This window comes from Comamonas piscis (assembly GCF_014109725.1).
GTDB classification, from domain to species: domain Bacteria; phylum Pseudomonadota; class Gammaproteobacteria; order Burkholderiales; family Burkholderiaceae_C; genus Comamonas; species Comamonas piscis.
Genome location: NZ_CP058554.1, coordinates 3,861,913 through 3,883,063, shown reverse-complemented (window position 1 = coordinate 3,883,063; position 21,151 = coordinate 3,861,913). Strand labels below are relative to the sequence as shown.

The window sequence follows — 21,151 nt, the reverse complement described above, 5'->3', positions numbered from 1 at the left end:
TATGGCCCCTCTGCAAAACTCCCTGCCGTGGTCTGAACGCGGTCTCGGGCGATCCGCTGCGTTGTCTTCCTTGTCAATAGCTTGCTATTGACTGCAAAAGACGCCTTGCGTCTCATCCCGATCCGCGTCCATCCCGCTTGGCGAGGGTTTTGCAGAGCATCCCAAGCAGCTATGGAAGCGGGCGCTGGCTGTGGGAGATAAAGGTCTGCAGGCTGCCGACGAGGTCGGCGGCATGTGCCATCTCGGGGACAAAGCTGATATTGCTCACCCGCCAGCCGCTGTCAAAGGCATTGACCAGATGCACGGAGTCCGTCCAGGTAATGGTGGGCGATACGCTGGTGTTCTCCATCGCGACACGCACGGTCGCCTGCGCGCCCAAGGGTTTGACGCTTTCTGCTATCTCGATCGATTGGATGGTGTAAGCGGTCGGGCCTTCATACAGGCTGCTGAAAATGGAACCTTCCAAGATGGCTGGTTTATCGGTCGGATGCTCGCTTTTTGCAATGCGTTCTTGGTCGGCTTTGGTTACCTCCAGGACTTGCTGCAATAAATTCTTGAGATCTGCTGAAAACAGGTCTGGGCTGATGGCCTGGGAATAGATTGAATCGCCGGATTTTCCATGCTTGGCGTAAAGTTCCGCAATCCTCTGCCGAATCTGGGTTTCTGCACTGGGATTTTCTGCTGGGTTTTCCGTCTTCATGCAGCCGCTGAGGAGCCAAGATAGTCCCAACACTATTAAATATTTCGCAATGGATTTCATGGTTTATTTCCTGGGGTGAAGGCGCGTCATCTCATCGGAGTCGAATGAAATAATAAATCTTGTGATTTAATTTATGACTGATCGATGAGGTTGTGGATATCTATCCAATGAATTAAATAATAAGCTTGTTGTGGGTCAATTTTCTGAAAATATCTTAGCCAAAAAAAGCGTATGCAGATATTAATTTTTGAAACTGGAACAGGTTCAACGCAGATGGCGGCGTTTGCGTGAATAGCTTGCGTCCATAAAAAAACGAGCCGCTTGCGGCTCGTCGTGGTGTACGTGCAGGGTGGTCTATTGGCCCATGACGATGCCTTCGCGGCGCGGGTCCGCCCCGCCAAACCACCAGGATTTGCCATGCGCCTCGCCGCGCGAGATGGCTTGCAGGCCACTGGTCAGGTTTTGCTCCTTGACCTCGGCACCTCGGGCTTGCAAGGCTTGCACGGTGGCGGCGGGGAAGCGTTTTTCCTCCAGCACGGTGGGGCCGTTAAGGCTGCCAAAGTTGGGCAGGTTGATGGCCTGCTGCGGCATCAGGCCCCAGTTGAGCATGCCGTACAAGGTCTTGGTGGTGTAGTGGATGATCCAGGCGCCGCCTGGGCTGCCGGCGCTGATCACCAGGCGGTCCGTGGCCTTGTCGAACACCAGGGTGGGCGCCATCGACGAGCGCGGCCGCTTGCCCGGCTCGACCCGGTTGGCAATGGGCTGGCCTTGCGCATCACGCGGCGCCAGGCTGAAATCGGTCAGCTCGTTGTTCAGCAAAAAACCGCCGGCCAGGCCGCGACCGGTGTTGACCATCTGGCGCGAGCCAAACTGGTCCTCGATGGTGGTGGTCATCGCAATGGCGTTGCCGTAGCGGTCGACGATGCTGATGTGGCTGGTGCCGTACTCCTGCTGGTAGGGTTGGCTGGCGTAAGCCATCTGCACACTGCCGGGCCGCCCGGGCTGGGCTTGCTGCATGCTGCGCGCGCCAATCAGGCGGGCGCGCTGGGCCAGGTAGTTGGGCTTGAGCATGCTCGACCAGTCTCCCGCCGGTGCGCCGACAAAGGCCGGGTCGGCCACATACTGGTTGCGGTCGGCAAAGGCCAGGCGCGAGGCCTCGGCATACAGGTGCAGCCAGTCGGCGCTGGGCAGGCCATCAGCGCCCAGCCCCATCTGGCCAGCGGGGGTGCTGCCCAGGATGCCCAGGATTTGCGCCACCGCAATGCCGCCCGAGCTGGGTGGCGGAAAGCCGCAAAGGCGGTAGCTGCGCGTGGCCGTGGGCTGGTTGGTTGGCGCGCCGGCTGCGCTGGGCGAGTAATCGCTGCACAGCGCCTCGCGCTTGATGGGTTGGTAAGCGGCCAGGTCGGCCATGCTGAGCTTGCCGGGGTTGCTGGCATGGCCTTGCACCTTGCGCACCATGGCCTCGGCCACGGGGCCTTCCAGCAGCGCCTTGGAGCCCTGCTGGGCGATGCCCTTCAACACGGCGGCGTATTCGGGGTTCTTCAGCAGATGGCCAACAGGCCAGGGCTTGCCATTGGCATCGAGAAAGTAGCCGCTGGCCAGGGGGTCCTGGCCCAGAAACTTCTCCTGCGCGGTGAGGGCGTTCAAACGGGCACTGACCTTGAAGCCATCGGTGGCCAAGCGGATCGCTGGCTCAAACAGGCTGGCCCAGGGCAGCTTGCCATGCTCTTTGTGCGCCATCTCCAGCATGCGGATGGCGCCGGGCACTCCTACCGAGCGACCACCGACGACAGCATCATGGAAGGCCATCGGCTTGCCACCCTGCATAAACAGGTTCTCGTCAGCCGCCATTGGGGCGACTTCGCGGCCGTCATAGGCCTCGACCTTGCTGCCTTGCGCATGCAGCAAAAAGGCACCGCCACCAATGCCGCTCGATTGCGGCTCCACCAGGCCCAGCACCAGTTGCACCGCAATCGCTGCATCAATGGCCGAGCCGCCGGCTTGCAGCACCTGGTAGCCGGCATCGGTGGCCAGGGGGTTGGCGGCAGCTACCGCGTACTGCTCGGTGGCCCAACCGGGTTTGTCGGTCCAACCGGAGCTGCCCTCGGGTTGGTCCGCTGCTGCCGGTGGTTGGTACTGCAGGCTAGGCTGGCTGCTGCAGGCCGCCAGCAAGGCCGCCGTCGCCACTGCGGCCAGAGACAAGGACCAGCGAACGGCTGGGGTGTTGGATGTCTGGTGGTGCGGGCGGCGGGTGCGGGACCCAGGGGACTGTCGTGGCATGGCGATCTCCTTGTTGTGGCGGCAATATTTGGCATGCTAACCGCTTTGCCGCTGCTGGCGTAGCGGACGGCGCCGGTATTGGATTGCAGAATGTGTGCCGCGCAGGGGCGGTAGATCGCAAGCAGCTTCAGGCCCACTGCGGGCCAGCGACCTGGTCCTCCACCACAAAGCGGGCCAAGCTGTGTGCGCCGCTGTTGGCGTACTGCGGCTGGTTGACCACGCGCAGCTGGGTCGTCCAGAGCTTGGTGCTGATATCGCAAAGCCCATAGCCGCGTTCATCGCAGCGGGCCAGCAGCACATGGGGGTTGCGGGCCACGATGGCATCGACTCTGGCCTGGGTGGTGCCGGAGTGTGAGCTGATGGAGGTGCCGCAGAATTCGCTGGCCAGTACCCGCTGGGGGTGTTCGCCTTCCGGGTCCTGGATGCGGCAGACATAGTTCTGGTGGATATCTCCGCCCAGCAGCACCGTGTTGCGCAACTGCGCTTCGCCGATGGCGCGCAGCAGGCGCTGGCGCGCGGCGGGGTAGCCGTCCCAGGTGTCGGCACTGGTGCGGCCGCTCGGAAAGGCGCGCGCTGCAAACAGGGTTTGCTGGCAGATGACGCTCCAGCGCCGGCTCTCGGGCTTGGCCGCGCTGTTGCTCGCCAACTGGGCGGCCAGCCAACGCTCTTGCTCCCAGCCCAGAAAGCTGCGGCTGTTGCGTGCCAGGTCGGCGCAGTCTGCGGCCTTGACGGAGGCCGGGCTTTTTTCGGTGGCTGTGCGGCAGGCCTGGAGGTCGCGGTACTGGCGCGCATCGAGCACCCAGAGATCCGCCAATGCACCCCAGCTTTGCTGGCGGTACAGGGGGGTACCGGCGGCAGGCATGCGCAGCCCTGCCTGCTTGTAAGCGACGGAGGCGCGCAGTGGCATGTTCTCGTAAAACGCCTGGTAAGCGGCCATGCGCTTGACGACAAAGGCCTGGACCTTGCCGACGCCATAGTCGCCCACATAGTTGTCTTCCACCTCGTGGTCGTCCCAGGTCACGAGCCAGGGACAGTGCGCATGCATGGCCTGCAGGTCCGGGTCGCTCTTGTGCAGCGCATAGCGGTCGCGGTAGTCCTGCAGGCTGACGGCATGGGCTAGCGGCTGCAGGCGGGCGAGTTGGCTGTGCTTCTGCTTGGCGGCGGAGCTGGGCGAGGCGTATTCGTAGATGTAGTCGCCCAGAAAGACAACCAGGTCGGGATCGTCCTCGCGCGCATGGCGCCAGGCGGCATAGTAGCCATGCTCCCAGCGCTGGCAGGAAGCATAGACCAGGCGCAGCTGCGCCACCGCAGCACCAGGGGCGGGTGCGGTGCGGGTACGGCCTGTGGCACTGGTCTGGCCCTGGCAGCGGAAGCGGTAGTAGTACCAGCGGTCGGCGTCCAAACCCTGGGCCAGTACATGCACGCTGTGGCCGCTGTCGGACGTGGCCAGGGCCTCACCCCGGCGCAGGATCTGCTGGAACTCGGCGTCATGGGCCAGCTCCCAGTGCACCGCCTGCGGGCGCAGCAAGGGCGCGGTTGCGCTGGGCAGCAGCCGCGTCCACAGCACCACGCTGCTGGCATCGGGCTCGCCGCTGGCGACCCCCAGGCCAAACAGCTGCTCCGATACTGGCCAGGGCGCCATCTGTAGGCTTTGGGCATGGGCATCGCTGCCAAACTGTGCGGCCAGGCCCAGGGCACCCAAGCCTTGCAGCCATTGGCGGCGGTTGGGTTGGTGGGGGTTGCTGTCCTGCGGTGGTCGGTGCTGCATGGTGCTCACGGGGAATAGCGGAGCATAGCGCGGCGGATGGTGCCCCGCTTGTCACGCAGGTATGGCAGCCGGGCTGCGTGACGAAGGCGGGCAGGGGACCGCAGGGCCATAAAAAAACGCTCCACAAGGGAGCGTTCGTTGGTCAGTCAGAAGCAGGGGCGGTGCATCTTGGGCGGCCGCCGCAGCCAGCGCTTTATTCGTCGTTGTTCTTGGGGCTTGCTGCCGAGGTCAGGATATTGCTCGGGTCGTCCACCGATTCGCGCAAAGCCTTGCCGGGCTTGAAGTGGGTGACGCGCTTGGCGGGCACCTGCACGGCTTCGCCACTGCGGGGGTTGCGGCCCAGGCGGGGCTGGCGGTGGGTGATGGTGAAGCTGCCAAAGCCACGGATTTCAATGCGTTGTCCGCGTACCAGGGAGTCTTCGATGGCCTCCAGAATCGTTTTGACGGCCTGCTCCGCATCCCGCTGCGTCAGCTGGTGGAATCGAGCGGCAAGCTCTTCAATCAGATCGGATCGGGTCATACGAATGGGGATTCTTCGTGAATCAAATAATCAAAACATTGGTGGGCGCACTGGGCGCCCACCTTTTTTCGCAAGCTACCGACTATACCAAGGCAGGCAAGGCATGGGTCGGTAGCGGAGCCGTCAATTACTTGTCGGCGTCCAGCTTGGCGCGCAGCAGGGCGCCCAGGCTGGTGGTACCAGCGTTTTCCTTGGACGATTGCTGCGACAGCGAAGACATGGTCTCTTGCTGTTCAGCGTGGTCCTTCTGCTTGATGGACAGGGAGATGCTGCGGCTCTTGCGATCCACGTTGGTCACCACGGCGGTAACTTCATCACCTTCCTTCAGCACGGAACGGGCGTCTTCCACGCGGTCCACCGAGATTTCGGAAGCACGCAGGTAGCCGACGATGTCGTCGCCCAGGTCGATTTCAGCGCCCTTGGCGTCCACGGTCTTCACCTTGCCGGTGACGATCTGGCCCTTGTCGTTCACAGTAGCGAACGTGGTGAATGCATCGCTGTCGAGCTGCTTGATGCCCAGCGAGATGCGTTCGCGGTCCACGTCCACGGCCAGCACGATGGCTTCCACTTCCTGGCCCTTTTTGTAGTTACGAACGGCGGCTTCGCCGGTTTCGTTCCACGACAGGTCAGACAGGTGAACCAGACCGTCGATGCCGGAGGCCAGGCCCACGAACACGCCGAAGTCGGTGATCGACTTGATCGGGCCCTTGACGCGGTCACCGCGCTTGGTGTTTTGCGCGAATTCTTGCCATGGGTTGGCCTTGCACTGCTTCATGCCCAGGGAGATGCGACGCTTGTCTTCGTCGATTTCCAGAACCATGACTTCGACTTCGTCGCCCAGGGTCACGAGCTTGGAAGGAGCAACGTTCTTGTTGGTCCAGTCCATTTCGGACACGTGAACCAGACCTTCGATGCCTGGTTCCAGTTCCACGAATGCGCCGTAGTCAGCAATGTTGGTGACCTTACCGAACAGACGGGTGCTCGATGGATAACGGCGCGACACGCCCATCCATGGATCGTCGCCCATTTGCTTCAGACCCAGCGAGACACGGTTCTTTTCGGTGTCGAACTTCAGGATCTTGGCCGTGATTTCTTGGCCAGCGGTCACCACTTCGGATGGGTGACGCACGCGACGCCATGCCATGTCGGTGATGTGCAGCAGGCCGTCGATACCGCCCAGGTCCACGAACGCACCGTATTCGGTGATGTTCTTGACCACGCCTTGAACGATGGAGCCTTCCTTGAGGGTTTCCATCAGCTTGGCGCGCTCTTCGCCCATCGAAGCTTCCACCACAGCGCGGCGGCTCAGCACCACGTTGTTGCGCTTGCGGTCCAGCTTGATGACCTTGAATTCCAGGGTCTTGTTTTCGTACGGGGTCAGGTCCTTGATCGGACGGGTGTCGATCAGCGAGCCTGGCAGGAAAGCACGGATGCCGTTGACCAGAACGGTCAGACCGCCCTTGACCTTGCCGGAGGTGGTGCCGGTCACGAATTCGCCCGATTCCAGCGCCTTTTCCAGGGCCAGCCAGGAAGCCAGACGCTTGGCGGTGTCGCGCGACAGGATGGTGTCGCCGTAGCCGTTTTCGATGGAACCGATAGCCACGGACACGAAGTCGCCCACTTGGACTTCGATTTCGCCCTGGTCGTTCTTGAATTCGTCGATTGGCACGTAGGCTTCGGACTTCAAGCCGGCGTTCACCACCACAAAGTTGTGCTCAACGCGCACGACTTCTGCAGTGATCACTTCGCCAGGACGCATTTCGGTGCGTGTCAACGACTCTTCAAAAAGGGCGGCAAAAGATTCAGACATGTATTTCCTTAGACACGGGCAGGTTTCCGGCAGCACCATTGCTGACGTTTTTAAGGCTGGCCGTGCAGGTTGTGTGGTTGTGACACCACGGGGTTCAAAGTTAAACAACCCGGCAACCCATGGCGGTTAGATCCACCAGTAGAAGGTTGCAGGGGCGGTAACGCCGCTGCCAACGCCGGGCAAAAAGCGCGTTGCGCCTTAAGCCTGGGCTTTGCCAAACGGTTGTCGTTTTTCCCACCAGGACAGCACCTGAGCGACCGCGTTGTCCACGCCCATCTCGGAGTTGTCCAGCAAGAATGCATCCTGCGCTGCATGCAAGGGGGCGGTGGCGCGGTTCATGTCCCGCGAGTCACGCGCCTCCAAGTCAGCACGAAGGTCGGCTATTGTAGCCGGTATTCCTTTTTCAATCAACTGTTTATGGCGGCGCTCGGCGCGCTTGGCTGCGCTGGCGGTCAAATAGACCTTCAGGGGGGCGAGCGGGAAAATCACCGTGCCCATGTCGCGGCCGTCGGCCACCAGGCCGGGTAGCTGGCGAAAATCATGCTGGGCCTGCACCAGCGCCTGGCGCACAGCGGGCAGCGCAGAGACCAGGGAGGCGTTCATGCCGGCTTCTTCGCTGCGAATGGCCAGGCTGATGTCCTCGCCATCGAGGCGCACTTGCTGGTCGGCGCCGAACTGGATATCCATCTGCGCAATCAACGCGGCGATCTGGCTGGCATGCTCGGCATCGATCGGGATGCCGGCGCGGGTGGCCGCCAGGCCGGTGATGCGGTAGAGCGCGCCTGAATCGAGCAAGTGGTAGCCGAGGTGCTCGGCCACAGCGGCTGCCACGGTGCCCTTGCCCGAGGCGGTGGGGCCATCGATGCAGATCACCGGCACCGAGCCGGGCACGGCGCGCACGGCCGAGAACATGGCCTCGAAGTAACCGGGGAAGGTCTTGGCCACGCACTTGGGGTCTTCAATGCGCACCGGCAGGCCGGCGGGGTTGAAGGCGGCCAGCGAAAAGCACATCGCCACCCGGTGGTCGTCATAGGTGTGGATGCTGGCGGGCTTCCAGGCCTCGCGGTTGGCGGGCGGGGTGATGGTCAGGTAGTCGGCGCCTTCCTCCACCACGGCGCCGAGCTTGCGCAGCTCGATGGCCATCGCCGCCAGGCGGTCGGTCTCTTTGACGCGCCAACTGGCGATATTGCGCAAGGTGGTCGTGCCATTGGCGTAGAGCGCCATCGCAGCCAAGGTCATCGCCGCATCGGGGATGTGGTTGCAGTCCATGTCGATGGCCTGCAGCGGCCAGGTGCCACGGCGGATCTCCAGCCAATTGGGGCCGCTGGTGATGGCGGCGCCCATCGCGCGCGCAGCTTCGACAAAGCGGATATCGCCCTGGATCGATTGCGCGCCCACCCCCATCACTTTGACGACGCGATCGACGCTCGTAGTGCCGCCTTGCGCATTGGGTTTGCTGCCCTTGCTGGCTGCAATGGCACCCAGCGCGATGAAGTAGCTGGCCGACGAGGCATCGGCCTCGACATGGATCTCGTGCGGCGATTGGTAGCGGCTGCCGGCGCGTACCGTGAAGCGCTGCCACTGTTCGTTGTGGATGTCGATGCCAAAGCGCTTGAGCAGCTCCAGGGTGATGTGGATGTAGGGCTTGGAGATCAACTCGCCGGCCACTTCAATCACCACGTCCTGCTGCTTAGCGACCAGGGGCAGGGCCATCAACAACGCCGTGAGGAACTGGCTGGACACATCGCCGCGCACGGTGATCGGTGCGTTCAGCTGCAGTTGCGCGGCCGCCACCGGCTGGATGCGCAGCGGCGGAAAGCCCTCGTTGCCCAGGTAGTCGATCTTGCAGCCCAGCTGGCGCAGCGCATCGACCAGGTCACCAATCGGGCGCTCGTGCATGCGCGGCACGCCGCTCATCTCGAAGTGGCCGCCCAGCAAGGCCAATGCGGCGGTCAGCGGCCGCATCGCGGTGCCGGCATTGCCCAGGAACAGCGCGGTGCTGCGGGCCGCCAGCGCCGGGGCCAGCTGCCCGGCAATGCCGGTGATGTGGTAGCTGTTGAGGTGGGCTGGATCGGTGCTGCGCACCACCGCGCAACCCAGTTGCTCCAGCGCGCGCAGCATCACCTGGGTGTCGTCGGAGTCCAGCAGATCGTGGATGGTGGTGGTGCCCGAGCTCAGCGCGGCCAGCAGCAGCACGCGGTTGGAGATGCTCTTGGAGCCGGGCAACTGCACTTCACCATGGGCGCTTTGCAAGGCGGGGATATCAAGAAATGCGGTGGAGAACATGGCGGGCTCTGCTGTGGGATGGTGGCGCCTGGCCTGCTGCACAGGCGGCGCGCGGTGGTCACAAAAAGAAGGTGGCGCTGCCCGGGTATCAGACAGCGCCACTGGCTATTATCGGCGCCCCCAACCGGGGCAGCGATTTAGGCGGCAGAGGTTTTATGCTTGGACAGCGATTCAGCCGTGTAGAGCTTGCCCTGCTTCCATTGCGCACGGGTGTTGCTGGCCTCGCGCAGCAGCTGCTCCAGCTTGGGCTGGTCGTCGGTCAGCAGGGCGGCCTCGTAGCTGCCCAGCATGTGCTGCAGCGACTGGATTTGCTTGAGGATCTCGCTGCGATTGGCCAGGAAGATATCGCGCCACATCTGCGGCTCGGCCGCTGCGATGCGGGTGAAATCACGGAAGCCCGGGCCCGCCAGCGACAGCATGCGGTGCGCACCGTCTTGCGACAGCATCGAGTTGATGTAAGCCATGGCCACCAGGTGCGGCGCATGGCTGCTGGCGGCGAGTGCTGCGTCGTGCTGTTCCGGCGCCATGCTGATCACATGGCTGCCAATGGCTTTCCAGACGGCTTCGGCCTGGCGCAGTTGGGCGACCTTGGTCAGCTCGGTGGGGGTAAGCACCACCTGGGCATCGCGGTAGAGGTTGACGTCGGCATGGTCCACGCCAAACACTTCCTTGCCGGTGATGGGGTGGGCGGGCACAAAGCAGCCAAAGCGGTCGCGCAGCGCGCGGCGTGCGGCCGCCACCACATCCATCTTGGTGGAGCCGACATCCATCACCAGGGTGTCCGGGTTGATCAGGTGCTTAATGTTGGCCAAGGTGGACTCGGTTGAGGCGACCGGGATCGCCAGCAGCACCAGATCGGCACCCGAGACGGCCTGCAAGGCCGAGCTGGCCTCTTCATCAATGACGCCCATCTGCCGCGCGCGGCTGGTGGTGGATGGCGACTTGCTATAGCCGACAATGCGTTTGACCAGCCCTGCCCGTTTGGCTGCGAGGGCAAATGAGCCGCCCATCAGCCCACAGCCGATCAGCGCCATATGTTCAAACTTTTTCACCGATTCAACCCCCGACTGGATAGGCGCCAAGCACCTTGTAGAACGCACACAGCGCGCGCAACTCTTCCAGGGCCTTGGCCACGTGGGGCTGCGACGGGTGGCCGTCCAGATCAATATAGAAATAGTATTCCCACTGGCCGGTTCTGGCCGGGCGGGATTCAAAGCGCGTCATCGACACGCCATGCTTGCTCAGTGGCATCAGCAGCTCATGCACGGCGCCGGGCCGGTTGGGCACCGAGACGACGAGGCTGGTGCAGTCCTTGCCCGTAGGCTCGGGCGTGGCCAGGGTGTGGGGCAGGCAGATGATGGCAAACCGGGTGCGGTTGTAGGCATCGTCCTGAATCGCGTGGCTGATGATGTGCAGGCCGTATTGTTGGGCAGCGCGCTCGCTGGCAATGCCGGCAATATTGGGATGCAGGGCTGCCAGGCGCGCGCCTTCGGCATTGCTTTCAACCGGGCGGCGCTCGGCATGGGGCAGGTGCTTGGACAGCCAACCCTGGCACTGCGCCAGCGCTTGCGGGTGGGCGGCGACCACGTCCACGCCTTCGAGCGAGTTGGTGGTGCGCATCAGGTTGTGGCGGATCAGCAGGCTCACCTCGCCAACCACATGGCAAGGCGTGTGCAGGAACATGTCCAGCGACCGGGTGACCACGCCTTCGTTGGAATTCTCCACACCCACCACGCCAAACTGCGCGCTGCCAGCAGCGGTGGAGTGGAACACCTCTTCAAAGCTGTTGCAGTACTTGATGTCGGCGGCGCCGCCGAAATACTGGATCGCGGCTTCTTCGCAGAAGGTGCCGGCCGGGCCCAGAATGGCCACGCGCTGGGGCGATTCCAGTGCCAGGCAGGCGGACATGATCTCGCGCCAGATGGCCGAGACATGGGCGGCCTTCAAAGGGCCGGGGTTGGCGTTTTCAATCTTCTGGATGACCTGGGCGACCCGGTCCGGGCGGAAGAAGGGCGTGCCTTCACGTTTTTTCAGCTCGCCCACACGTTCGGCCACCAGGGCGCGCTGGTTCAGCAAAGTCAGCAGTTGCGTGTCGAGATTGTCGATCTGGACACGCAGCACGGCGAGTTCGGGGGACGCTTGGGGAGGTGTGCTCATGGTGGTCTAGGTGCGGGCCGCCTCTGGGTTCAAGGCGGCCAGGGAGTAAGAATAACGTAAGTGTGTTTCCGGGGTCTCACCCGGGTGCCGGTGATCAGCCCTGTTTTTCAAAACTTTGCATATAGTCCACCAGCGCCTGCACGCCCGCCATCGGCATGGCGTTGTAGATGCTGGCGCGCATGCCGCCGACCGACTTGTGGCCCTTGAGCTGCAGCAGACCGCGTGCTTTGGCGCCATCCAGGAAGGCCTGGTTGCGCGACTCGTCCTTGAGGAAGAACGGCACATTCATGCGCGAGCGGCAGTCGCGTGCCACGCGGTTTTCATAGAGCTGCGAGCCATCAATCGCCTGGTAGAGCAGCTCGGCCTTGGCGGTGTTGCGGGCTTGCAGCGCGGCCACGCCGCTGGCGCCGCCCTCTTGCTGGCGCAAGATCCATTCAAAGGTGAGGCCGGCGATGTAGATGCCCCAGGTGGGCGGCGTGTTGTACATCGATTGGTTGTCTGCCACCAGGCGGTAGTTGAAGGCGCTGGGGCACATGGCCATCGCGTGGCCGAGCAGGTCATCGCGCACGACGACCAAGGTCAAACCGGCGGGGCCCAGGTTCTTCTGCGCGCCACCAAAGGCCAGGCCAACGCGGCTCCAATCCACCGAGCGCGATGCCACATGCGAAGAGAAATCGATCACCAGCGGCGCCTGGCAGCCCAGGCTGGCCAGATCCGGCAACTGCTGGAACTCGACACCGTTGATGGTCTCGTTGCTGCAGATGTGCACATAGCGCGCGTCGCTGCGCAGCTTCCAGCTGGCGGCATCGGGGATATGGGTGAAGCCCTGGGCTTCATCGCTGGCGGCCACGGCGGCATTGCAGAACTTGCCCGCTTCCTTGGTGGACTTCTGGCTCCAGCTGCCGGTGACGACAAAATCCACCGCGCCGCCTTGCGACAGGTTCAGCGGCACGATGGCGTTCTCGGCCAAGCCGCCGCCTTGCATGAACAGGATGTGGAAGTTGGCGGGCACGGCCAGCAGCTGGCGGAAGTCGGCCTCGGCCTTCTCGCAGATCGAGATGAACTCTTTGCCACGGTGGCTCATCTCCATCACGCTCATGCCGCTGCCGCGCCAGTCCAGCATCTCGCTGGCTGCTTGCTGCAGCACGTCTTCGGGGATGGCGGCCGGGCCGGCCGAGAAGTTATAGGGGCGTTGCATGGAAGGCCTTGTGGGCTCGCTCAGCGAGCAGTGATAGCAATAAAAATATGCGCAAAAACAGGCAGGAAAAAGCCATGTCACAGCATGGCTTTTTCGGTGGGGCTTAGGCGCCGTCTGCCGGGTTCTGGGTGTCGGTGCCTGCTGCGCCTTCTGCGCCTTCCGCGCCGTCGGCAGCTTCTGCGTCCTCGGCGTTCTCATCGGCCTGCGCATCGTTCTCGACTATGCGCTGCAAGCCGCTCAGCTTGGCGCCGGCATCCAGTCCGATCAAGGTCACGCCTTGTGTGGCGCGGCCCATCTCGCGGATCTCGGCCACCCGGGTACGCACCAGCACGCCGGTGTCAGTGATCAGCATGATCTGGTCGTCCGGGCTCACCAGGGTGGCAGCGACCACCTTGCCGTTGCGCTCCGATTGCTGGATCGCAATCATGCCCTTGGTGCCACGGCCGTGGCGGGTGTACTCGACGATGGAAGTGCGCTTGCCGTAGCCGTTTTCGGTGGCGGTCAGCACACTGTGCAAGGTCTCGCGGGGCTGCTCGCCCAGTGCAGTGATGGCGGCCAGGTCGGCGGCTTCCAACGCGGCACGTGCCTCGTCGATCTGCTTGCGCACAGCCTCGATATCGGCGGCGGGTGCTTGGGCATCTTGCAGTTCCTTGTCGCGGATCTGCAGGTTTTCCAAGGCGTCCTTGGCCTTGCGGGCTTCGACCTCGGCTGGGTGCTGCTCTGCCACCAGCATCGCGATCAGGTTCTGGCTGTCGTCGATGTTCATGCCGCGCACACCGCGGGCATTGCGGCCCATGGGGCGCACATCGTTTTCGTCAAAGCGCACGGCCTTGCCGCCATCGCTGAACAGCATCACATCATGGCGGCCGGCGGTCAGTGCGGCACCGATCAGCACATCGCCATCGTCCAGGCCCACGGCGATGATGCCGGCCTTGCGCGGGTTGCTGAATTCGTCCAGCGAGGTCTTCTTGACGGTGCCCATGCGGGTCGCCATGAATACATAGTGATCGGCCGGGAAGCTGCGGTACTCGCCGGTCAGCGGCAGCACCACATTGATCTTCTCGTCGTCTTGCAGCGGGAACATGTTGACGATAGGGCGGCCACGCGAGCCGCGCGAGCCGGCAGGCACTTCCCAGACCTTGAGCCAGTACAGACGGCCCCGGTTGGAGAAGCACAGCAGGTAGTCGTGCGTATTGGCGATGAAAAGCTGGTCGATCCAGTCGTCTTCCTTGGTCGCCGTGGCTTGCTTGCCGCGTCCGCCGCGCTTTTGCGAGCGGTACTCGCTGAGCGGCTGGCTTTTGATATAGCCGGTATGCGACAGGGTCACCACCATGTCGGTGGGGGTGATCAGGTCTTCGGTAGACAGGTCTTGCGCGCTGTACTCCACCTTGCTGCGGCGTGCGCCCAGCTTGGTTTGGCCGAACTCGGTCTTGATGGTGACCAGTTCTTCGCCAATGATGGTGGAGACACGTTCGGGCTTGGACAGGATATCGAGCAGGTCTTCGATGACCGACATGATCTCTTTGTATTCAGCAACGATCTTGTCTTGCTCCAGACCGGTCAGGCGCTGCAGACGCATTTGCAGAATTTCCTGCGCCTGCGTTTCGGACAGGCGGTAGAGGCCGTCCTGCTGCATGCCGAATTCCACTTCCAGGCCTTCAGGGCGGTAGTCATCGGCGCTCACCAGTCCCCCATCGGTGCGGGTGCGGGTGAGCATCTCGCGTACCAGCTTGCTGTCCCAGCTCTTGGTCATCAGCTCGGCCTTGGCGACCGGTGGGGTCGGGGCGTTGCGGATGATGGCGATGAAGTCATCGATATTGGCCAGGGCGACAGCCAGGCCTTCCAGCACATGGCCGCGATCGCGCGCCTTGCGCAGCTCAAACACGGTGCGGCGCGTGACCACTTCGCGGCGGTGTTCCAGGAACACCTTGATCAGGTCCTTCAGGTTGCAGAGCTTGGGCTGGCCATCGATCAGGGCCACCATGTTCATGCCGAAGGTGTCCTGCAGCTGGGTCTGCTTGTACAGGTTGTTCAGCACCACCTCGGGCACTTCGCCGCGCTTGAGCTCGATCACCAGGCGCATACCGGACTTGTCTGATTCGTCCTGGATGTGGCTGATGCCTTCGATCTTTTTCTCGTGCACCAGCTCGGCCATGCGCTCTTGCAAGGTCTTCTTGTTGACCTGGTAGGGCAGCTCATCAACGATGATCGACTGGCGTTGGCCTCGGTCGATATCTTCAAAGTGCACCAGGGCGCGCATCACCACCTTGCCGCGGCCGGTGCGATAGCCTTCCTTCACTCCATTGATGCCATAGATGATGCCTGCGGTGGGGAAGTCGGGCGCGGGCACGATCTCCATCAGGTCGTCGACGGTGGCTTCCGGGTGGTGCAGCAGGTGCAGGCAGGCATCCACCACTTCGTTCAAATTGTGCGGTGGAATATTGGTGGCCATGCCCACCGCAATACCGGCCGATCCATTGATCAGCAGATTGGGTACGCGCGCTGGCAGCACCAGCGGTTCGCTTTCCGAGCCGTCATAGTTGGGGCCGAAGTCCACTGTCTCTTTGTCAATATCGGCCAGCATCTCGTGGGCGATCTTGGACAAGCGGATTTCGGTATACCGCATGGCCGCTGCACTGTCACCATCGACCGAGCCGAAGTTGCCCTGGCCATCGACCAACATATGGCGCAGCGAGAAATCCTGGGCCATACGTACGATCGTGTCGTACACCGCGCTGTCACCGTGCGGGTGGTACTTACCAATCACGTCACCCACAATACGCGCGCTCTTCTTATAAGGGCGGTTCCAATCGTTGTTCAGCTCATGCATCGCATACAGAACCCGGCGGTGCACCGGTTTCATGCCGTCGCGGGCATCTGGCAGCGCACGGCCCACGATCACGCTCATTGCGTAATCGAGGTAGCTGCGGCGCATTTCCTCTTCCAGGCTGATCGGCAATGTTTCTTTAGCAAACTGGGTCATAGTGCTGGCATAGGTGGCGAAGTACAAGAGGCATTTTAGGCGCAAGCTGCTGTTGCATGTCGGCAACATTCTAGGCCCAATGCGCTTTTGTCTTACCGTTGGCGCTACAGATAACTATGGCGATCCGGTACGCCTATGGCACAATAAGTAAGAACGTTTTTGGTGATGGTCACTGACGACGTCTTGATTCGCAGCGCGGCTGCGGCTTTTTCCCCAAGAGGAGAACCATGAAGAAACTGAACAAAGTGGCGATGTTGTTTGCCTCTGCAGCGCTTGCAACCGCCGCTGGAGCACAAATTAAGGCTGCTGACGGCGGCAAAGTAGTTGATAACTGGCAAAACGGCAGCGGTGAGCTGGTCTGGAAGAACGGTACCAACGAACTGTGCTGGCGCGATGCCAACTGGACCCCTGCTACCGCTGCTGAAGGCTGCGACGGTGCCCTGGTGAAGGCTGTTGAAGCTCCTGCACCAGCACCTGCTGCTACCCCAGCTGCTCCAGCACCTGCTCCAGTTGCTCCTCCTGTGGCCTCGACCCAGAAGATCACCTACGCTGCTGACGCATTCTTCGACTTCGACAAGTCGGTGCTGAAGCCAGAAGGCAAGGCTAAGCTGGACGATGTGGCTTCCAAGGTGAAGAACATCAACCTGGAAGTGATCATCGCTGTGGGTCACACCGACTCCATCGGTTCCGATGCTTACAACCAAAAGCTGTCCGTGCGTCGCGCTGAAGCTGTGAAGGCTTACTTGGTGTCCAAGGGCATCGACAAGAGCCGCGTGTACACCGAAGGCAAGGGCGAAAAGCAACCAGTGGCAGACAACAAGACTGCAGCTGGCCGCGCCAAGAACCGTCGCGTGGAAATCGAAGTGGTGGGCACCCAGAAGTAATTCTTCTGCCCCTGCGCAAAAAGCCCCATTCGTGGGGCTTTTTTTATGCCTGGATGCGCCTGCAGATGGTGGACAATCAGGCCATGAACCAGACTGTGAATGCCGATCCGGCCGAATTGGCCAAGTTTTCCGAACTCGCCATGCATTGGTGGGATCCGGACAGTGACTTCAAACCCTTGCACCAGATCAATCCTTTGCGATTGGAGTGGATCAATGCCATCAGCCCGCTGAGTGGCCAGAAGGTGTTGGATGTTGGCTGCGGTGGCGGCATTCTGAGTGATTCGATGGCGCGCAAAGGTGCCACCGTCACCGGAATCGACCTGGCCACCAAGGCACTGCGCGTGGCCCAGCTCCATGCGCTGGAGGCGCAGACGCCGAATATCACTTACCAGGAAATCGCTGTCGAGGCCCTGGCGCAGCTGCAGCCCGAGAGCTTCGATACGGTCACCTGCATGGAGATGCTGGAGCATGTGCCCGATCCCGCATCGGTGGTGCAGGCCTGCCATGACCTGGTCAAGCCCGGCGGATGGGTGTTTTTCTCGACCATCAACCGCAATGCCAAGGCCTTTGCGCTGGCGATTGTCGGCGCCGAATACATCCTGCAGATGCTGCCCAAGGGGACGCATGAGTTTGCCAAGTTCATCCGCCCCTCCGAGCTGGCCCACTACTGCCGCAGCGCCGGCCTGGTGCAGCAGCACAGCAAGGGCCTGCAGTTCAATCCTTTGACGCAACGCTACTGGCTCAATGAAGACACCAGCGTCAACTACATGATCGCTACCCGAAAGCCCGGCTGATGCAAAGATCCATACGTGCCATTCTGTTCGACCTGGACGGAACCCTGATTGACAGCGCCCCCGACCTGGGTGCTGCCGCTGACCAGATGCGGGTGGCAAGAGGCATGCCGTCCCTGCCGATGGCTGACTACCGGCCCTTTGCCGGATCCGGCGCCAGAGGCATGCTGCGCGTGGCCTTTGGCATGCAACCCGAGGATGCCGAGTTCCCTGCGATGCGCGAAGAGTTCTTCCAGAACTATGAGCGCCGCATGACGCAAGACACCACCGTGTTCGATGGCGTGGCCGACATGCTGCGCTGCATTGTGGCGCAGCAACTGCAGTGGGGCGTGGTCACCAACAAATCCAAGCGCTTTACCGAGCCGCTGTCGCGCCAAATGGCCTTGTTTTCCAGCGCCGGTGCGGTGGTGAGTGGTGATACCACGCCGCATGCCAAGCCCCATCCCGAGCCACTGTTTGAGGCCGCGCGCCGCATAGGTGTCGAACCGCAGCACTGCGTTTATGTCGGTGACGACGAGCGCGACATCATCGCCGGCAAGGCCGCTGGCATGCATACCGTCGCTGCCGTCTATGGCTACCTCGGCGAAAAGCAGTCTGTCGCGCATTGGGAGGCAGATGATGTCATCAATTCTCCACACGAGCTCTTGAAACGCCTGAATCTGGCCTAAAATAGATGCCATGGGGCTGTCCTGGTTTCGACGTGGGTTCGGGATCGGTGTGGTGCATGTCGAGCTTGAATGACGCTCGTAAATCTCCGTTCAAAAAACTAACTGCAAACGACGAACGTTTCGCACTCGCCGCTTAAATCCGGTGAGCCTTGCAACAGCATGTTGATGGGCTGGGCAAGGGGGTAGCAATACCTCCAGGCTGCAAGGGAATTTTCATCAGCTGGTCGTCTACCGGGTACCTTGGTAGATGACAAGATCTAAGGGTACTGGCTTGCGATGCAGCGTGTGTCTGCGCGGCATTTCGGGCGAGATTCAAATCAGAACACTAAACATGTAGATCTGCTCGACGAAGGCTGACGGACGCGGGTTCAATTCCCGCCAGCTCCACCATCCACAAAAACAAAGGCCACCAAGGATAACCACTCGGTGGCCTTTTTCATTGGTAAATCAATCGATTAAACAGCAGATGTGAACAGAGAAAGCCATTGACAGCCAAACCGTGACCGGGGAACATGTCGGGGAACAAAACCTGTTTTTTCTGGCGACCGGGGAACAAGACCGGAATGAGCCGGGGAACACGAACCCTGGGAACACCATGTTGACCGACGCCCAATGCCGCAATGCTACCTGCCCACCTGACAAAAAGCGGGCACGTCTGACCGATAGCGGTGGACTGTATCTGGAGGTCAGTCCGAGTGGCTCCAAGCGCTGGTTCCAGAAAATTTATCGTGATAACAAGGAAACCAGGCTGGCGTTGGGAAGCTATCCCACTGTTGGGTTGACTGCTGCCAGGCGTGCAAGAGATTCAGCGAAGTTGCAAAAAGCCGATGGTATTGATCCGGTACAGGCGCGTAAGGTCGAACGGCTGAAAGCCGTCAACCCGGCGGGTGACAGTTTCAAAGTGGTTGCCTTGGAGTGGTATGAAAAGCAGGAAGCCCAATGGAGTGAGACACATGCGGTACGCGCCAAGCGCCAATTTGAACGCGACCTGTTCCCTTGGCTGGGTGAGAGGCGGCTGGCGGATATCGAGCCGGTGGAGTTGCTGGCTACATTGCGCAAGATTGAAGAGCGCGGGGCCGTCGAGACTGCTGACCGGGGACTGATGTTGGCACGGCAAGTGTGGCGTTACGGGGTGGCAACGGGCCGGGTGAGCCGTGATATCACGGGTGACCTCAAGGGGGCGTTGTCGCCGTACCGTGGCAAGCACTTTGCTGCCATTACAGAGCCTCCACAATTTGGTGAGCTGCTGCGTGCCATCAAAGGGTACAAAGGCGGGCCGGTGGTGCGGGCAGCTCTGCGGCTGGCTCCGATGCTGTTTCAGCGTCCCGGCGAGTTGCGTGGTGCGGCGTGGGCAGAAATTGATCTGGACGCGGCGCTGTGGACGATTCCGGCAGCACGCATGAAGCGCAACAAGGATGGCAAGGAAAACGGGCAGCCTCACATCGTCCCGCTGTCTACGCAGGCCGTACAGATTCTGGAAGTCTTGAAGCCCTATACGGAAGTCACCGGGTTGGTGTTCCCCGGTGAGCGCCAGCGCAGCAAACCTATATCGGAAAACTCAGTTCGCACGGCGCTGATATCCATGGGCTACACGCCAGACATTCAGACCTGGCACGGGTTCCGAGCAACGGCAAGAACGATGTTGGCCGAGCGGCTGGAGTGTGACCCGCTGGTGATCGAAGCGCAATTGGCTCATTCCGTGCGTGATGCCAATGGGCGGGCCTACAACCGCACCACCTATCTGAAGCAGCGCCAGACCATGATGCAGCGTTGGGCGGACTACTTGGACAAGCTGGCTGCTGGCGCTGATGTCGTGCAACTCAAGCAGGCATGAATTGAAACGCTCCCATGGGGAATGTCCCACAAAACAACTTTTAACGCCATGCCGGACATAGTGGCGTTGGCGGCCGTGTAAGAGATACGAGACAAGGAACGCGATGGACATTAACCCTGACTATCCAAACATTTTGTATGGCGATCTGCCAATGTTTGCCAGATTGCTGACAGCCATTCACATTGCATGCATCGATGCCGGCGGAGAGTTTTTCGGTGTTGAGTACGGGGATGATGATCTGCAAAAATTTTTTGACGTCAGTGGGCATTGCTACTTTGCAGTCGAGCCTACTGGAGGCATAGAAAAGGCAGCATCCACTTTAAAAAATGCAGTGCTGGCCAGTGTGGAAAAAGGTGAGCTGAAGCTTGCGGTAGTTAGGCGGAGTCTGGCTGGTGACCTCTCTCTTCTGGACAGCTGGATCGGCGCTGGCGATTTCGAGGAGTGGTGCAACTCTCGTGGAATCTCGCTCGGCGAAAGCTGGTTTGAACTATGGAAAGACGATCAAGAAATTTTCAGCTCAGCAGCTGGAACCCAGGACTTAAAGCGACGCCAGTACGAAGGGCTGTACGACAGTAGCGATATTCAAAGTCTTCGGGATCAGCTCGAAAAAGACGGACTGGACCACTTGTTGGAGGAGGTCGCGGCGTTGCGAAGCGAACTGGAGAGATGCAAAGCCAGAGATGTGAAAAGGGTTGAAGAACCTGTTGGGCCACGAAGCAAAACCACCTATCTCAATATCATCGCAGCCATGCTTGAACTGATACAAATGCCCAGGGATGGCCGCACATCGGATAGTGCTGTAATTGCCGAGTTGCTGGATAACTACAAAGACAAACCGGGTATCTCAAAGGCAACGCTGGAAAACAAATTTGCAGAAGCAAAGCGAAGCATCAGAGGGACTTGATATCCACCCTAACTAGGGTGCTGATGTCCTTAGTTAGGGTGCTTTCCAAGAACGAAAATACCAGACTTCCCCCATCACAACACCGGCAAGCAATGCCGAGGAAAGATGGACAGTTATGGCACTTTGGAGAATTGAAGCCTGCAAGGCGGAGACCGGCGACCGCAGCAACACGAGCATTTACAACGCGATCCGGGCGGGTACTTTCACAAAACCCGTAGCCATCGGGCAGAGAGCAAAAGCCTGGCCTGACTATGAGGTCAAGGCCATTGTTCGCGCACGCATCGCTGGTCAATCGGATGATGAAATCCGTGAACTCGTGAATCGCCTGCATGCAAAGCGCTTGGATCAGCTGGCGATGGTTTAAGGGG

16 protein-coding genes and 1 other RNA gene are annotated in these 21,151 nt (G+C 61.1%); 7 read left to right on the top strand and 10 right to left on the bottom strand.

Going from position 1 to position 21,151, the window contains the following annotated elements:
• Nucleotides 1–169: 169 nt before the first annotated feature.
• The 10 genes from HS961_RS17475 to gyrA all read right to left on the bottom strand — a co-directional run bounded on the left by HS961_RS17475 (nucleotide 170) and on the right by gyrA (nucleotide 15,702).
• Entirely contained in the window at nucleotides 170–760 is a 591-nt protein-coding gene (locus HS961_RS17475) for a hypothetical protein (protein WP_182324179.1), read from the bottom strand.
• 294 nt (nucleotides 761–1,054) lie between these two features.
• Nucleotides 1,055–2,980, bottom strand: coding sequence for a gamma-glutamyltransferase family protein (locus HS961_RS17470; protein WP_182324177.1), 1,926 nt, complete (start codon nucleotides 2,978–2,980; stop codon nucleotides 1,055–1,057).
• Nucleotides 2,981–3,107: 127 nt separating this feature from the next.
• Nucleotides 3,108–4,748, bottom strand: coding sequence for an alkaline phosphatase D family protein (locus HS961_RS17465; protein ID WP_238347640.1), 1,641 nt, complete (start codon nucleotides 4,746–4,748; stop codon nucleotides 3,108–3,110).
• A 193-nt stretch (nucleotides 4,749–4,941) separates the two neighbouring features.
• The gene (locus HS961_RS17460; protein WP_182324174.1) at nucleotides 4,942–5,268 is read right to left on the bottom strand and encodes an integration host factor subunit beta; all 327 of its coding nucleotides are present in this window, start codon (nucleotides 5,266–5,268) and stop codon (nucleotides 4,942–4,944) included.
• A gap of 127 nt (nucleotides 5,269–5,395) precedes the next feature.
• A complete protein-coding gene (gene rpsA, locus HS961_RS17455) occupies nucleotides 5,396–7,078 on the bottom strand; it encodes a 30S ribosomal protein S1 (RefSeq protein WP_182324172.1) in 1,683 nt (560 codons plus the stop codon).
• Between the two features lie 198 nt (nucleotides 7,079–7,276).
• The gene (locus HS961_RS17450; RefSeq protein WP_182324170.1) at nucleotides 7,277–9,364 is read right to left on the bottom strand and encodes a bifunctional 3-phosphoshikimate 1-carboxyvinyltransferase/cytidylate kinase; all 2,088 of its coding nucleotides are present in this window, start codon (nucleotides 9,362–9,364) and stop codon (nucleotides 7,277–7,279) included.
• Nucleotides 9,365–9,501: 137 nt separating this feature from the next.
• Nucleotides 9,502–10,398, bottom strand: a complete 897-nt coding sequence (locus HS961_RS17445) for a prephenate dehydrogenase (RefSeq protein WP_182328314.1) — start codon at nucleotides 10,396–10,398, stop codon at nucleotides 9,502–9,504.
• Nucleotides 10,399–10,420: 22 nt separating this feature from the next.
• Nucleotides 10,421–11,521, bottom strand: a complete 1,101-nt coding sequence (gene pheA, locus HS961_RS17440; RefSeq protein WP_182324168.1) for a prephenate dehydratase — start codon at nucleotides 11,519–11,521, stop codon at nucleotides 10,421–10,423.
• Between the two features lie 94 nt (nucleotides 11,522–11,615).
• Nucleotides 11,616–12,719, bottom strand: a complete 1,104-nt coding sequence (gene serC / locus HS961_RS17435) for a 3-phosphoserine/phosphohydroxythreonine transaminase (protein ID WP_182324166.1) — start codon at nucleotides 12,717–12,719, stop codon at nucleotides 11,616–11,618.
• A 103-nt stretch (nucleotides 12,720–12,822) separates the two neighbouring features.
• Entirely contained in the window at nucleotides 12,823–15,702 is a 2,880-nt protein-coding gene (gene gyrA / locus HS961_RS17430; protein WP_182324164.1) for a DNA gyrase subunit A, read from the bottom strand.
• Between the two features lie 227 nt (nucleotides 15,703–15,929).
• Here gyrA and ompA point away from each other — a divergent pair, with 227 nt between their 5' ends.
• From ompA to HS961_RS17395, 7 genes are all read left to right on the top strand, one after another.
• Nucleotides 15,930–16,586, top strand: coding sequence for an outer membrane protein OmpA (gene ompA / locus HS961_RS17425; RefSeq protein ID WP_182324163.1), 657 nt, complete (start codon nucleotides 15,930–15,932; stop codon nucleotides 16,584–16,586).
• 83 nt (nucleotides 16,587–16,669) lie between these two features.
• Nucleotides 16,670–17,380: a bifunctional 2-polyprenyl-6-hydroxyphenol methylase/3-demethylubiquinol 3-O-methyltransferase UbiG gene (gene ubiG / locus HS961_RS17420; protein WP_182324161.1), complete on the top strand. Its 711-nt coding sequence runs from the start codon at nucleotides 16,670–16,672 to the stop codon at nucleotides 17,378–17,380.
• Nucleotides 17,380–18,045 carry a phosphoglycolate phosphatase gene (gene gph / locus HS961_RS17415; protein WP_182324158.1) on the top strand — a complete coding sequence of 222 codons (666 nt, stop codon included), beginning with the start codon at nucleotides 17,380–17,382 and terminating at the stop codon, nucleotides 18,043–18,045. Before ubiG ends, gph begins: the two co-directional genes overlap by 1 nt.
• Before the next feature lie 12 nt (nucleotides 18,046–18,057).
• Nucleotides 18,058–18,435, top strand: a transfer-messenger RNA (tmRNA) gene (ssrA, locus tag HS961_RS17410).
• A gap of 205 nt (nucleotides 18,436–18,640) precedes the next feature.
• On the top strand, nucleotides 18,641–19,879 hold the full coding sequence (locus tag HS961_RS17405) for a tyrosine-type recombinase/integrase (protein ID WP_182324157.1): 1,239 nt from the start codon (nucleotides 18,641–18,643) through the stop codon (nucleotides 19,877–19,879).
• A gap of 103 nt (nucleotides 19,880–19,982) precedes the next feature.
• Nucleotides 19,983–20,783 carry a hypothetical protein gene (locus HS961_RS17400; RefSeq protein ID WP_182324155.1) on the top strand — a complete coding sequence of 267 codons (801 nt, stop codon included), beginning with the start codon at nucleotides 19,983–19,985 and terminating at the stop codon, nucleotides 20,781–20,783.
• Between the two features lie 115 nt (nucleotides 20,784–20,898).
• The gene (locus tag HS961_RS17395) at nucleotides 20,899–21,147 is read left to right on the top strand and encodes a helix-turn-helix transcriptional regulator (protein WP_182324153.1); all 249 of its coding nucleotides are present in this window, start codon (nucleotides 20,899–20,901) and stop codon (nucleotides 21,145–21,147) included.
• Nucleotides 21,148–21,151: the final 4 nt, after the last annotated feature.